This is a genomic window from Candidatus Methylomirabilota bacterium, from assembly GCA_035260325.1.
Lineage (GTDB): Bacteria > Methylomirabilota > Methylomirabilia > Rokubacteriales > CSP1-6 > AR19.
This window is the reverse complement of the sequence record DATFVL010000024.1, coordinates 1-12663: the sequence shown is the minus strand read 5'-3', so window position 1 is coordinate 12663 and position 12663 is coordinate 1. Positions and strand designations below refer to the sequence as shown.

13 protein-coding genes are annotated in these 12663 nt (G+C 67.4%); 6 read left to right on the top strand and 7 right to left on the bottom strand.

The features are described 5' to 3' along the window. Positions 1-252, top strand: a 252-nt coding sequence (locus VKG64_01605; GenBank protein ID HKB23721.1) for a hypothetical protein, incomplete at its 5' end; no start/stop codon positions are given. A gap of 727 nt (positions 253-979) precedes the next feature. On the opposite strand, the gene VKG64_01600 is transcribed toward VKG64_01605, so the two are convergent. Next, a complete protein-coding gene (locus VKG64_01600) occupies positions 980-1546 on the bottom strand; it encodes a site-specific integrase (GenBank protein ID HKB23720.1) in 567 nt (188 codons plus the stop codon). A gap of 532 nt (positions 1547-2078) precedes the next feature. Between VKG64_01600 and VKG64_01595 the strand changes: the two genes are divergently transcribed. Together VKG64_01595 and VKG64_01590 are read left to right on the top strand one after the other, a co-directional pair. After that, the gene (locus tag VKG64_01595) at positions 2079-2594 is read left to right on the top strand and encodes an LLM class flavin-dependent oxidoreductase (protein ID HKB23719.1); all 516 of its coding nucleotides are present in this window, start codon (positions 2079-2081) and stop codon (positions 2592-2594) included. Between the two features lie 277 nt (positions 2595-2871). Then, complete coding sequence (locus VKG64_01590) at positions 2872-3123, top strand: hypothetical protein (protein ID HKB23718.1); 252 nt, start codon at positions 2872-2874, stop codon at positions 3121-3123. Positions 3124-3648: 525 nt separating this feature from the next. Here VKG64_01590 and VKG64_01585 read toward each other — a convergent pair. Together VKG64_01585 and VKG64_01580 are read right to left on the bottom strand one after the other, a co-directional pair. Then, a complete protein-coding gene (locus tag VKG64_01585) occupies positions 3649-3867 on the bottom strand; it encodes a hypothetical protein (protein ID HKB23717.1) in 219 nt (72 codons plus the stop codon). Between the two features lie 827 nt (positions 3868-4694). Next, complete coding sequence (locus tag VKG64_01580; GenBank protein HKB23716.1) at positions 4695-4916, bottom strand: hypothetical protein; 222 nt, start codon at positions 4914-4916, stop codon at positions 4695-4697. A 179-nt stretch (positions 4917-5095) separates the two neighbouring features. Between VKG64_01580 and VKG64_01575 the strand changes: the two genes are divergently transcribed. Further along, positions 5096-5245, top strand: coding sequence for a hypothetical protein (locus VKG64_01575; GenBank protein HKB23715.1), 150 nt, complete (start codon positions 5096-5098; stop codon positions 5243-5245). Positions 5246-5328: 83 nt separating this feature from the next. After that, complete coding sequence (locus tag VKG64_01570) at positions 5329-5817, top strand: nucleotidyl transferase AbiEii/AbiGii toxin family protein (protein HKB23714.1); 489 nt, start codon at positions 5329-5331, stop codon at positions 5815-5817. A gap of 57 nt (positions 5818-5874) precedes the next feature. Here the strand turns inward: VKG64_01570 and VKG64_01565 are convergent, their stop codons facing one another. Continuing rightward, positions 5875-6858 carry a thiamine pyrophosphate-dependent dehydrogenase E1 component subunit alpha gene (locus VKG64_01565; protein ID HKB23713.1) on the bottom strand — a complete coding sequence of 328 codons (984 nt, stop codon included), beginning with the start codon at positions 6856-6858 and terminating at the stop codon, positions 5875-5877. 131 nt (positions 6859-6989) lie between these two features. On the opposite strand from VKG64_01565, the gene VKG64_01560 reads away from it, so the two are divergent. Continuing rightward, positions 6990-8297: a Rieske 2Fe-2S domain-containing protein gene (locus VKG64_01560; protein ID HKB23712.1), complete on the top strand. Its 1308-nt coding sequence runs from the start codon at positions 6990-6992 to the stop codon at positions 8295-8297. Here the strand turns inward: VKG64_01560 and VKG64_01555 are convergent. The 3 genes from VKG64_01555 to VKG64_01545 all read right to left on the bottom strand — a co-directional run. Continuing rightward, complete coding sequence (locus tag VKG64_01555; GenBank protein ID HKB23711.1) at positions 8294-9574, bottom strand: penicillin-binding protein activator; 1281 nt, start codon at positions 9572-9574, stop codon at positions 8294-8296. The two genes, VKG64_01560 and VKG64_01555, sit on opposite strands and share 4 nt — an antisense overlap. Next, positions 9571-11304 (bottom strand): thiamine pyrophosphate-binding protein, encoded by a 1734-nt coding sequence (locus tag VKG64_01550; protein ID HKB23710.1) that lies wholly within the window; start codon positions 11302-11304, stop codon positions 9571-9573. Before VKG64_01550 ends, VKG64_01555 begins: the two co-directional genes overlap by 4 nt. 21 nt (positions 11305-11325) lie before the next feature. Further along, positions 11326-12663 (bottom strand): ABC transporter substrate-binding protein (locus tag VKG64_01545; protein ID HKB23709.1); only part of this gene is annotated, 1338 nt, incomplete at its 5' end.

The window sequence follows — 12663 nt, the reverse complement described above, 5'->3', positions numbered from 1 at the left end:
ATGAAGCCGATGAGCGTGGAGCAGTGCGTATCCGAGGGCCTTAACGCGCTGCGGGAAAACCGGTCCAGAATAGTTCCGGGCCGACTGAATCGCTTCATGGACGCATTTGTGCCAGCTTTCGTGAAACGGACGATGACAGCGGAGATGTTGGGTAAAGCGCTCGCGAGCAAGCACGATCGTCGCTCCCGGGAAGACCAAGAGCGAGAGAGCGATGCGATCGCGAAGGACGTGACGGAGTCCGGCCTGCGTTAGGATAGTTATGAATCGCGAATGTCGGTGGTGCCGCGCTGGCCCGATAAATGTCTAGAAGCGTTATTTGTTCAGGGGAACGCGTAAGGGTGCGCGCGCCGTCCTTACCGCGCGTTGTGACGATCAGGCCAGCCTTGGAGAGTTTCGAGAGCGATTTCCTCACGAAAGTGGGGTCTGCATTCACGCTTTCAGCGAGAGTTGCCGAAGGGATTTCCTTGCCGCGAAAAAAACCAAGAGCCGCCATGATATGGGCTGCAACCGTGAACTGAACGCTCGTCGCGGACATCGAATTTCTCCCTAGCAGAATATGTGATGTTTACCAGCACAATGTGGGTGCAATGGTTGCAGGCCCTTGCAACCACCGAAAGGACGCCGACACCTGGGCCACCGGGAATGTCGGTCCGATTCCCAGTTTCCCAGGAAATTCGCGCGTCGATTCCAGGCTCTGCCCCAAACTTTTCAGCTGTGTCTCGGCTGATGAGAACGCGTGCGATTCAGAACGGCGAGGGGGACGTAAATCACGAGCGCGTTTCAATCCCGGGAGTGCAAGCGTTTAGTCAACAGCGCCTAACTTCCTTCGACCAATACGAAAGCGCGTGGCGGACTGCAAACACGGGTTCGAATCCCGTTGGGGCCACCATTCGAATTTCATTGATGTTTAACGCTGCGTGTTTGAAGAACTTTGTTTCGCGCTGCAGCAACTTCTTCAAACACGGACGCGTCGTTCACCTCAGGCGCCGAGCATCCGCCTCGCTTTCTCGTCGTAGAAGCCGACCGCGCGCTTGAGCTGCGCGGGTCGGATCGACGCGTAGATCTGGGTCGTGTCGAAGCGCGTGTGGCCGAGCAGCGCGCGGACCTTTTCGAGATCCCCGTGCTCGCCGTACATCTCCATGGCGACGCCGTGGCGCAGATCGTGCGGCTTCAGCTCGGGGGCACCGACCATACGGCCGTAGAACTTCGTGAGCCGCCAGAGATTCTTGCCGTTCATCGGCCGCACGGTCCGGCCGACTACCGGGCGACTCCACCTGGACCAAAACAGCGGCGTGTCCGGCGCGACGTTTTTAACCACGCGCGGAAGCACATCCTGCACGTACGTGTGCAGGTACGTCATTACCGGCTCAGGGACCGGGATGTCGCGCGTCGTGCCGCCCTTGACGCGCACCCCGCGTAGCCCCCAGTCGCCATCGAGATTCTTCACCTTCAGCGTGACGACCGAATCACGTCGCATGCCGGTGTACCTCAGGATCAAGAACATCGCGATGTCGCGCGGCCGGCCGCGCTTGATGACCGCTTGCACGAGCGCGTCTCCGCGCCGCCGCGGCGCGCACCCGATGCTGAGAACGACTGAGAACGACTGAGAACGGGCTTTATGTCGCCTAGCCTCCGATTTCAGCTCGCCGCGTCCGACCCGATGATCGCTATTATCGGCGCCGTGGGCCGCCTCACTGACGCCGGCATGGGCGTGGACGACGCCGCGGACACGGTGCTCCGAATTCTCCACGAGGGCGAATCGGGCGGCCGCTCATGACTGCACGCTCGACCGCGCGGCCCCTCGCCCGAGGGATGATGCCGTTCGGGGCGGCCGATGCCGCACGGGCTCCTTCCCACGAAAAGCGTCCGCCCCCCGGCTCGATGCGCTCTAAAGTTTCTGTAGACTCCAGAGCTGTCCCGCTGCCGCCTGACTTCTTCCCTCCACATCGCCCCGGGGCCAAGGTTTTGCAACGACCGGCTCATGATGAGCATTTCGCGACACTTTGCCGAAAAGGAGCGAAATCGGGAAAGTCAGACGTTATCGCCCGCGGTTCCGGCGGCGATCGCGGACGTCGGAGATGCGAGGCCAACACCCGAAAACGGGAAAGTGGGTCCACCGCGGCGCCAAGCGGGCGGGGCGACGGGTCGAGGACCTCGAGGTCATCTGGGCGGTGCGGACGGCGACGGCGGCGACCACGGCCGGGGCGCGCCGGCTCGCGCGGCCGACGGCTGTTCACTGGGGCGTGCTGCGGTGGGGCGGGCACTGGCTGGAGCCGGCGGGCATCCGGCTGCCGAAGCTCGAGATTCCGGAGGCGGTCCACAAGATCTATCCGGATCTGTCGCACGCGCAGGACTGGGAGGCGGCTATCGACGCCACGTCGGTCGTCTCCGACGAGGTCGTCGCGCAGCTGTGCGATGCGCTAGGATTGATCGGGGCGCCGGGGGATTGCGCGGGGCGGATCGCGGAGATGGCGAAGCTCGGCGTGAGGAACCTCTATCTGATGCCGACGCTGACCTTCGGGCCTCCGGAGCAGGAGATCGCCGCATTCCGCGACGTCGTGTTCCCACGGCTCCGGGAGGCCGGGCTCAAATGAACCTGGAGTCTGGAGCCGGACGTCGACACAACTGTCACGATCTACTCTCACAGTCCTGAGCGACTCCTCGACATCAATCAAATGGTGAGGGACGGCTTCGCGTTCGAACCGCGTTCCCCAAGATCACGGCTCCGGTTTCACTGGTGGGCAGACGTTTACGATCAATCGATGGTGTCGAACTGAGTCTGGGCGAACCAAGAGATTTCCGGAAAACTGCGGTCTGGCTCTAGCTTCCTTCTGGCGCGGCGCGCGCAAACCGCGTAATCTTATCCAGCCGATGCCTAACCGCCGCGACCTGCTCATCGTGTCGACCGATCGTCAGGACATCTACGAGCTCCTCAAGCAGGACCTCGGCGACCGCTTCGAGGTGATCCTCAACCGCCGCCGCGGCGAGCGCCGCTCGCGGGCGAGCACGACGACAGAGAACCGCCGCCGTGGCGAACGGCGCTCCTCTGACGAGAGCAATCTCCTGAAAATCGTCGGCGTGATCCGCGTTCCCGCCGGAGAGGTGCGTGGTCGCGCGCTCTAGGCAACACGTCACGCCCGGAGATCGTCGAGCGCATGACCCGACCGAATGAAACGAGATGAGCCAGCAGGTTCTGTCGCGTTTGCCAAACGCGCGGCGCGCGATCCGGTGGCTCCAGGCGAGGCATCGCTTCGGCGAAGACTGCGGGCACGTTGCCGTCCCCGACACGGGCTTGACGAGGCTTCAGGAGATGGCGGGCGAGCTGGTGGGGAGCGACGACCTGGTCGCGATTTACATCCCCGGCGGAGCCGCCACGGCGCATGAACCAGGGGAGAAGCTGGACCGGTTGGTCGGAACAGAGCGGGACTATCAATGCCCTGACCCGATGGACGAATCTGGGCGTTGGCCGTATGGGTGGCCGTGCAGGGTCGTGCATGCGCCCCCGCCGCAGCAGTGCCCTCTTCTTAGTGACCTCGTAAAAGAGGTATACGGGCCCGGCGCCCCATTTCAGGCGTTCGCTGCTCCACTCCGGTACGCCCCCATGCGACTCGACGGGAAGATGCGTTCTGTCCTCGAACCTTACTTCGCCTAGCGCCTCACCAGCGCCCAGCCGAACGCCTGAAGATCCTTCGTGACGTCGCGTTGGCGCCGGTCCCCGCGGCGTTGCTCGACCACAACTCGCTCCAGACGCTGGCGCCGCTCCACGACGCGACGATCGAAGATCACTTCCACGCTCTCGCCACCGAAGACATGGTTGAGGTACCTGTAGCGTCCCGGCTCTGTGCGTGAGACGACGAGGAGCATCATGACCAAATTGCCTCCACGCGACTACCCCCTGCGATCCGACCCTGCTAGGGCTGGACGCGCAGGATGCCGGCGCGTGACTGCGCCGAGATCGAAGACCGCCCCCCGCCCGGGCCAGGCACTACAAAGGAATCGGCCTCCCACCTAGGGTAGGCCTTCTCCTTTTGTTGCGGAAATACGGCAAACCATGGAGGCGGGGTGGGGGAAAGACCTGATGAAGTCGTCTCAGATCAACTCGGTCGGAAGCCTAGCCCGAACACGCTGAACGAAGCCACTCCCCGATACCATTCACCGCCGCTCCACACGCGAGGCACCGCGGGCGCTCCGCGCGGAACGAGACGAAGTGACGCTGAGCTGGTCGGGCGGCTCCAAAGTCGAGTAGCGTGCTGCCGCCCTGCACTCCTGTCGCGTGGATCGAGGTCGGCCCCTTCGCGAACGACGTGCGGCTTTGCCTCAACAACTCCGAGTCCATCGAATCTCCCTGGGTCGCGACTTCGCTTGCTGTGGCTTGCCGGGACGATGAAGCCGGCCGATCAATGTGTCAAGGCCTCGCTCGGCCGCATTAACAGCGGCGAAAGCGCACGTGAGATGTCGCAAACGCCGGCGCAGCGCGGTGTTTATAGGCGGTGTCTCGTCGTGGACCGCAGGATCGGGGGTTTTCGAGGCTATAGCTTCTCGATCCGCATCAGACCGTGGCAATTTCGCATTGTGGACGGCTGTGGATATGTGGAGAACAGCCTGCGGCGCCTCCGAGACACGACCGCTCCGCTCGGCACGATCGCAGGAGTCGAGGGGGTCATCTTTCTCTTGAGGATTGACACTCGTTGACGCTAGAGTCGCGTTATCTCCATGCCGGTCAGTACGAAAAATCTCCTGGAGTGGCTGGATCTGGTAGCGAGGGTGAAGCGAATCTGGCTCATCATCTTCATGTCGCCTATCCTCTTCACGATCGCCTCGCGGACCGCCTCGCCGTACGTCAGCTCGCGTTCACTCATGATCGCCCTCTGCTGATCGGTGTGACCCGCGCCGGCGCCGCCGCCACGCTGCCCCACCAGGGCTGCTCCAGCCTGGGCGCGGAGTCAAGACGGCGGTAGGCCATCTCGGACCTGACGCGGAGCAATTTTCTTCCCCACGGGGAACGACTTACAATGACCCTGTGGCTGACGACTCTCCGGACGCATTGGCGGCACGATTGCGAACGGCACTCGATCTCTGTGCGCTGGGCGAGTCGATGCGCCGCGCGCAACTCCGCCGAGAGCATCCCGACGCCACGGACGGGGAGATCGAAGCCATGTTGGTCGCCTGGCTCGAAACGCGCCCGGGCGCCGAGCACGGCGACGGCTGGGGCCGTTCCATCTCCTGGCCGCCGGCACGTCCCTGAGCCGCGCCGAAGCCGCGCTCCGGCGCATCGTCACGGACCTCCGGGAGCTCGGCCGTCGGTTTGCGCTGGTCGGCGGCTTGGCGGTGTCCGCCCGCACCGAACCCCGATTTACGCGCGACGCCGATCTCGCGGTGCTCGTTGCCGGCGATCGCGACGCCGAGGCTCTCGTCCGCGACCTCCAGGGGCGCGGTTGGCGCGTCGTCGCGGCGATCGAACAGGACGCCGTGGAACGCCTGGCGACCGTCCGGCTCGCGCTCGCAGGTGAAGACGTCCGAGGGGCAGTCGTCGACCTGCTCTTCGCCTCTTCCGGGATCGAACCCGAGATCGTGGCTGCGGCGGAGCCGATCGAGGCCGTACCAGGGTTCGGGGTACCGGTCGCTCGGCTCGGCCATCTCATTGCCTTGAAGGTCCTCGCGCGAGACGACCGCGCGCGTCCGTACGACCGCGTGGATCTCGCCGCATTCGTGCGGATACCGCGGCCCTGGGCGAGGCGCGGGAGTCGCTCACGCTCGTCATGCGGCGTGGATTCCATCGCGGGCGCGACCTGCTCGCGGCACTGGACGCGGCCGTGAACGAGTTCCGTGGATGACGGCGATGACCCGGGCCGAATGCGTGAGGATGCCGCGACCTCACGCATAGACGTCTTCGTCCACCTCGTTCGCCTCGGGGTACGGCGCGGCCAGCGCGTACTGCACGCCGCCGTCGATCTCCGCCTTCGCGTCGGTCTGGATCCGCTCGAAGACGCTCGCGTCGGCGAGCCCCTGCGCCGTGAGCCGTGAGGCCAGGGTCAGGAGCGGATCCTTCTCGGACATCCACTCCTTTTCCTCTTCGCGCGTGCGGTACTCCCGGTTGACGTCGCCGACGTGGTGACCGTAGTAGCGGTAGGTCTTGCACTCGAGGAAGGCCGGCCCCTCGCCGCGGCGCGCGCGCTCGACCAGCCTGCGCATCGTCGTATTGACCGCCTGGACGTCCTGGCCGTCCACGCTCTCGGCGTGGATTGCGAACGCGGTGGCGCGCGCCAGGATCTCGCCGGCGATGGTGTCGCCGCAGGGCGTGTACTCGCCATACAGGTTGTTCTCGCAGACGTAGATGACGGGGAGCTTCCAGAGCGCGGCCATGTTCATCGTCTCGTAGAGGAGGCCCTGGCCGAGCGCGCCGTCGCCGAAGAAGCACACGGCGACCTGGTCGGTGCCGCGCATCGTGGCGGAGAGGGCGGCGCCCGTCGCGATGCCGGCCGAGCCGCCGACGATCGCGTTGGCGCCGAGGTTGCCCGTCTCGGGATCGGCGATGTGCATCGAGCCGCCCTTGCCGCGGCAGTAGCCCGGCTCCTTGCCGAGGAGCTCCGCGAACATCCGGTTGACCGACGCCCCCTTGGCCAGGCAGTGGCCGTGGCCGCGGTGCGTGCTCGTGATGAAGTCGTCGCGGCGCAGGGCCTCGCAGACGCCGACGGCCACCGCCTCCTGGCCGACGTAGAGGTGGGCCAGCCCCGGCATCTTCGCGCTCTTGTAGAGCTCGTTCACCTGCTCCTCGAAGGCGCGAATCTTCGCCATCTGGCGGTACATGTGGAGGTGCTGCTCCAGCTCCATCCGCGGCTCGGTCGCCTGGGTCGCCATCGCCTTACCCTCCGCGCTCGGTCTGGCTTCGGATTAAACCACATCTACCAATCGTCGTGCCGATTGACGCCGGCCCGCGAGCCGGGCTACGGTACAGCCGCGCCACCGCTCGCGCCGAAGGAGGACCGGCGATGCTGACCGCGGAAGAGAACGCGCAGTTGACGAGGGTGGGACCGGGAACGCTCATCGGCGATCTGATGCGGCAGTACTGGATCCCCGTGGTGCTGTCCTCGGAGCTCGTGCCCGGCGGCCGCGTCAAGCGCGTCAAGCTTCTGGGCGAGGACCTGGTGACGTTCCGCGCCCCGAACGGCCGCGTCGGCCTCCTCGGCGAGTTCTGCGCTCACCGGCGCGCCTCGCTCTACTTCGCGCGCAACGAGGAGCCGGGTCTGCGCTGCGTCTACCACGGCTGGCAGTACGAGCCGGGCGGCCGGTGCATCGACATGCCCAACGAGCGGCCGGAGAGCGGCGGCTTCCAGGGCAAGGTCATCCAGCTCGCGTATGCCTGCGCCGAGCGCGGCGGCGTCGTCTGGGCCTACATGGGGCCGGCCAGCCCGCCGCCCGGGCTGCCCGATCTCGAGTGGGCCCTCGTGCCGGAGGCCCAGCGGATCGTCTCCAAGTTCTGGCAGGACTGCAACTACCTCCAGGCGCTCGAGGGCGGCGTCGACCCCGCGCACATCTCGTTCCTCCACGGGATCCTCGACGCGCGCGACGCCGAGGCACGGCGTGTCCTGGACCGGGGCGCCGCCGGGTTCGGCTTCGCGTCCGAGCTCGAGCGGGCGCCGCACCTCGAGGTGGCCGACACGGAGACCGGGCTCCTCATCGGAGCGCGGCGCGAGGCGCCGGCGGGGCAGTACTACTGGCGCATCACCCAGTACCTGCTCCCGTTCCACACGATGCCGCCGCCGGAAGTGGGGAGCGATGCCCTCTTGCAGTCGCACGTGTGGATCCCCGTCGACGACGACCACCTCGTGAACTGGTGCATCTCGTGGCATCCCACGCGCGCCGTGACCGCAGACGAGCTCGCCGCGTTCCGCACCGGCTCGGGGATCCACATCACCGAGTACGCGCCGGCGACCAGCGAGGCCTACGGCGACATCCGGCCCGTCGCCAACCTCGCCAACGACTACCTCGCCGACTGGGAGGCGCAGCGGACGCGGAAGTTCTTCGGCGTGCCGGGCCTGGGCGGCCAGGACAAGGCCATCACGGAGAGCCAGGGGGTGTACGACCGCTCGCTCGAGCGGCTGGGCCGGGCGGACCTGGGCATTATCCGCACGCGCAAGCGCCTGCTGGACGCGGCCATCGCGCTTCGGACCCAGCGGGTGCCGCCGCCCGGGCTCGATCCCGCCACGTACCGTGTGCGCCCGGCCTCCGTGCTTCTGCCGAAGGACGTCCCGTGGGTGGAGGGAGCGAAGGATCAGCTGATCGCGCGGCGCCGCTAGCAGTGCCGGCAGGGCGGGTAGTCGCGGCTGTACACCGGCTGCTTGAGGAACTCCTCCGGCTTGTACGTCCAGAACTGCGAGACCGCGGGGAAGGTGTGGATGACCGTGTTCTGGAGCTCGCCGCCCTTCCGCTCCACCCTGCGGACGTAGATGTTCTGAATCGGATTGCCCCAGGCGTCGAGCTTCAGGGGCCCGCGCGGCGCGTCCGGGATCTCGATCCTGCCGAACGCGGCCAGGAATTTCTCGCGCTCCTCCACGGCGCCGCCGACGGCGCGCGCCGCCTCGCTGATCCAGCGCGCGGTCGTGTAGCACGTCTCCGAGAAGTACGAGGGCACCTTGCCGTACCGCCTGCGGTACTCCGCGACGAAGCGCTTGTTGGCGGGTGAATCGAGCGCCGCGCTGTACATGAGGGGCGTGACGATGCCGAGCGCCTCGTCGCCGAAGCCCGGCAGGATGGACTCGTCCGTGATGACCGCGCCGCCGATCAGCGGCAGGCGGCCGCGCAGGCCGGCGTCCTGATAGTGCGCGGGGAAGCGGAGCGCGGTGGCGGCGACCACGATGACGAACGCCGCGTCCGCGTCCCGCCTGATCTGCGTGAGGTACGGTGCCAGATCGACGGTGCCGAGCGGCGCCCAGAGCTTCTGGATGACCTGCCCGCCCGCCTCCTCGAACGTCTTCTGGAACCCGCCGACCACCTCGTAGCCGAACGCGTAATCGCTCCCGAGCACGGCGACCTTCTTATAGCCGAGGGTCTTCGCGGCGTACTCCCCAAAGGGATGCGACGGCTGGCTCGACGCCCAGCCGAGGCGCACCACCCACTTCGAGGGCTTCCGCTGCGTCAGGTCGTCGGCCGCGATCACGGGGAAGATCGTCGGCATCCGGTACTCGTCGGCCTTCGACGCCAGCGCGTACCCGATGTGCGCGAACGTCTCGCCGACCACCATGTGGACGCGGTCGCTCTCGACGAGCTTGCGGAACTTGGTGATGGCGGTCGCGGGGTTGCCGGCGGTGTCCTCGACGATCACCTCGGCCTTCCGGCCGGCGATCTGGTGTCCCGTCTCCTCCAGGTACATGTCGAACCCGTTCACCATGTCCCGCCCGATCTGCGCGGCGCCGCCGGTGAGCGGCGACAGGAAGCCGATGCGGATCGGCCCTTTTTGCGCCACGGCGGGCGACAGCGACGCGGCGATAGCGCCGAGGACCGCGAGGACCGGGAGCGCGCGCGAGAACCCGCGTCGTGTCCGCGTCGTCGGCTCCGTCCGGCGCCCGCAGCTCACAGCCGCCAGTCCTGATACCAGGTCGAATCGGCGCCCACCCCTTCGCGGGCGACCGCCACCTCGACCAGGTACGGCCGGTTGTCGCGCGTGATCCGGTCCACGCCGCGCCGGAGCGCCGGCTCCAGCTCTTTCGTGCTCCGCACGCACTCGCCCTCCACGCCCTGGGCGCGGGCGAGCGCGACGTAGTCGGTCGCGGGGGCGCTCAGCCAGAGCCCCGGATACTTGCCCTCCCGGATCATCTTGCTGTCCGGCATGTCCTTGGCCCAGTTGTGGCGCACGATCTGGTAGCTCTCGTTGTTCGAGACGACGGTGAGGACCGCGGTGTTGTACCGGGCCATCGTCCAGAACCCCGCGGCGCTGTAGGTGAGCGCGCCGTCGCCGAGGTGCAGCACCACGGGCCGCTCGCGCCCGACGGCGATCTTGGCGCCGATGGCGCCACCCACGCCGAAGCCCAGCGACCCGCCGCCGCTGCGCGTCCAGGCCATCCCCTGATACCCGAACGGCAGCAGCGTCGTCCGCGCCGTCGAGCTCTCCTGGACCATCACGGTGTTCTTCGGCAAGACGTCGGCGAGCTGGGCTTCGAGCACGCTCGGATGCACGACCGTGTCGTTCTGGTGCTCGCGCACGAGGGTCTCCTCGCGCTCGATCAGGAGCTTCGCGTACGCGCGCACGTTCGCGCGCTGGCGGGCCCAGGCGGCGACCCGGTCGGCGCCGTGCAGGCGCATGAGCGCCTCGCCGAGGCTCCGCAGCGTCTCGCGCAGCTCGCACTGCGCCGCGAGATCGAGCGGGTAGTGGCGGCCCATGAGCAGCGGGTTCGGCCCGATCTGCATCACGCACGGCTCGGCGACGCTGCCGTGCACGCCCTGACACCCGACGAGGAAGATCACGTCGGGTCGGAGACCGGTGACCTTCTCGAACTCTTTCGAGACGGGGTACATGCCGCAGTAGAGCGGGTGCCGCGAGGGAAAGTTCGCGAAGATCTGCCGGGTGCTGAACACCGGCGCCTCGAGCGTCTCGGCCAGGCGCACGGCCTCGGCCGCGGCACCGTCGCGCCAGACGTCGTCGCCGAACATCAGCACCGGGCACTGCGCCTCGCCGAGCCGGCGGGCGATCGCCTCGACCGTCTGCCGGCGCGCCGGCCCCGGCGGCTCGATCTTGTACTGCGCCCCCTCGCCGATCTCCGCCTCGAGGCCCTCCCGATTGAGCAGGGCCGCGCTGATGGAGAGGTACACCGGGCCGGTGGGTGGCGTGGTCGCTTCGCGGAGCGCGCGGATGGTGGCGACGGTGATGGCCGCCGGGTTCGTGTGCACCGTGTAGGCGCAGCGCGCCTCCTTGGTCAACGGGCGCATCGATTCGGCCTGGCTCAGGCCCGGAAAGGGCGCGAGCCCACGGTAGTCCTGGAGCTCGGACGCCCAGTCCCCGGCGATGACCAGCAGCGACGAGCCGGCGACCTGCGCGTTGAAGAGCTGTCCGGCCAGCTGGTACGAGCCGCCCATCACGTGGGCGATGATGACGCCGACCTTGCCGCTCAGGCGGTGGTAGCCGTCGGCCATCGCCGCGACCAGTCCTTCGTGCTTGCCGACCACGAGCCGCTGATCACCGTCCTCGGCCAGCGCCGCGAAGATCCCGGTCTCCGCGGAGCCCGGGTTCGTGAAGAGGTAGTCGACGCCTGCGTCCTTCAGCGTCTGGAGCAGGAGCATCCCGCCGGTGCCCGTGATCGTCTTGCGCATGGTCTCCCTCGCTGTCGATTCCTATCGCGGCGCCTTGACCTTCAGATCCTCATACGGTGCGGAGTAGGCGAAGCCCTTGATCCAGTCCACGCACGCCTCCTCGACCCGAGGCCCGATGCCCCAGAGGAAGGCCAGCTCGTAGATGGGCACGTGCAGCACCCGGTCGTGCATGATCTGCTGAATCTGGTACAGCACGGCCTCGCGCTTCTTCCGGTCCAGCTCCCGGGCCTGGCGCTGGTAGAGGTCCTCGATCTCCGGCACCACGCCCGACGCGTAGATGCCGTTCTTCGTCACGTAGACCTCGATGCGTGTCGCCGCGTTGCCGGCGGGGGCCCCGAGTCCCATGACGACGCCCTTGATCTTGTGCTCGCGCCACGCGGTGAGGAACGCGGCGCGCTCCATCGCGCGCACGCGCGTGCGGATGCCCACCGCCTGGAGGTAGTTGCCGATCGCCTCGGCCAGCGAGAAGAACGGAGGGAACGGGGTGAGGTCGCCGGCGTCGAAGCCGTTGGGATAGCCGGCTTCCGCGAGAAGCTTCTTGGCTTGCGCTGGATCGTAGGCGAGCGGATCGTACGCGCGCGCGAACTCCAGCACCCGCGGGATGAGGGCCCCGGTCGGGCGCGAGAGCCCGAGCGTCTCTGCCTCGTTGAGGGCGCTGCGATCGAGGGCATAGCTCGCCGCCAGGCGCACGCGCCGGTCGTGCCACGGCGACTTCGGGTCCCACTGCTCCGGCAGGTCGAGGAAGGCGACGCCGGGCGGCCTGGCGGCGGCCAGGCGCAGCCCGGGCGTTCGCTTGACGTCCGCGGCCGTCGGCCCGCTCAGGAGATAGACGATGTCGACGTCGCCGGCCTTCAGCGCCGCGGCGCGCGTGGTCTCGTCGGGCATGCTGCGGAAGACGAGCCGCTTCACGGAAGGCACCTTGCGCCAGTATCCCTCGAAGGCCTCCATCACCAGGTCCACGCCCGGCGTGAAGCTCACGACGCGGTACGGTCCGGCGCCGATGGGCGCCTTCTTGAAGCCGTCGTCGCCGACCTTCTCCACGTACTTCTTCGGCACGATCCAGGCCGCGCCGGTGGCGGACGTGCCGTAGAACGTCATGAAGTCCGGCCACGGCTCCTTCAGGTGGAAGCGCACACGACCCGGATCGACGACCTGGACATCGCGCACGCGGTCCTTGAGCAGCTTGGCCCCGGCGCCCTTGTAGCGGTCGAACGAGAACTTGACGTCGTCGGCGCTGACGGTATCACCGTTGTGGAATCGCACACCTTTGCGGAGGAGGAAGTCGACCGTGAGCCCGTCCTTCGACGCCGTCCACGATTCGGCCAGGCTCGGCGCCCACGCGTGACCCGGCATCGGCTT

Coding starts and splice junctions, on each gene's coding strand:
- VKG64_01595 (HKB23719.1), top strand. CDS start 2,079: ATGCGAGGCCAACACCCGAAAACGGGAAAGTGGGTCCACCGCGGCGCC.
- VKG64_01590 (HKB23718.1), top strand. CDS start 2,872: ATGCCTAACCGCCGCGACCTGCTCATCGTGTCGACCGATCGTCAGGAC.
- VKG64_01585 (HKB23717.1), bottom strand. CDS start 3,867: ATGATGCTCCTCGTCGTCTCACGCACAGAGCCGGGACGCTACAGGTAC.
- VKG64_01575 (HKB23715.1), top strand. CDS start 5,096: ATGCGCCGCGCGCAACTCCGCCGAGAGCATCCCGACGCCACGGACGGG.
- VKG64_01565 (HKB23713.1), bottom strand. CDS start 6,858: ATGGCGACCCAGGCGACCGAGCCGCGGATGGAGCTGGAGCAGCACCTC.
- VKG64_01560 (HKB23712.1), top strand. CDS start 6,990: ATGCTGACCGCGGAAGAGAACGCGCAGTTGACGAGGGTGGGACCGGGA.
- VKG64_01550 (HKB23710.1), bottom strand. CDS start 11,304: ATGCGCAAGACGATCACGGGCACCGGCGGGATGCTCCTGCTCCAGACG.